1 protein-coding gene is annotated in these 362 nt (G+C 75.4%); it reads right to left on the reverse strand.

Annotation, left to right across the window (positions count from 1 at the left end; translation table 11 throughout):
- Window positions 1–340, reverse strand: a 340-nt coding sequence (locus tag IF89_RS39860) for a hypothetical protein (RefSeq protein ID WP_043195033.1), incomplete at its 3' end; no start/stop codon positions are given.
- Window positions 341–362 lie beyond the last annotated feature (22 nt).

Here is a 362-nt window from a genome sequence, read left to right on the forward strand (position 1 = left end):
CGCGCTCCTCCACCCCCTCCCGGGCGGGCAGGCTGCCGCCCGGCACATGCTCGAAGCGCACCCCCTCGCCGGGGAACCGCTTCAGGCCCGAGCCGGCACCCCCGGGGGCGCTGGCGGCCGGGTCGATCTCGTAGACACCGCCCGCCACCACCGCACGGCCCTCACCGGTGTCGACGAACGGCAGGCCCAAACCCATGCCCGCGCCCAGGCCCTGCCGGTCCACCCCCAGACCCGACAACTCCTGGTCATACGACAGAGCCAGCCCGAACGAAGCCTCCCCACGCCCCGCCGTCGCCAGGAGCGGCACCTCCAGGGAGTAGCGGCCGGTCCGCACATCCACCGCACCCCCCGCCTCCTCACCC

Origin of the sequence: Streptomyces sp. NRRL F-2664 (assembly GCF_000719345.1) — a bacterium.
Taxonomy (GTDB): domain Bacteria; phylum Actinomycetota; class Actinomycetes; order Streptomycetales; family Streptomycetaceae; genus Streptomyces.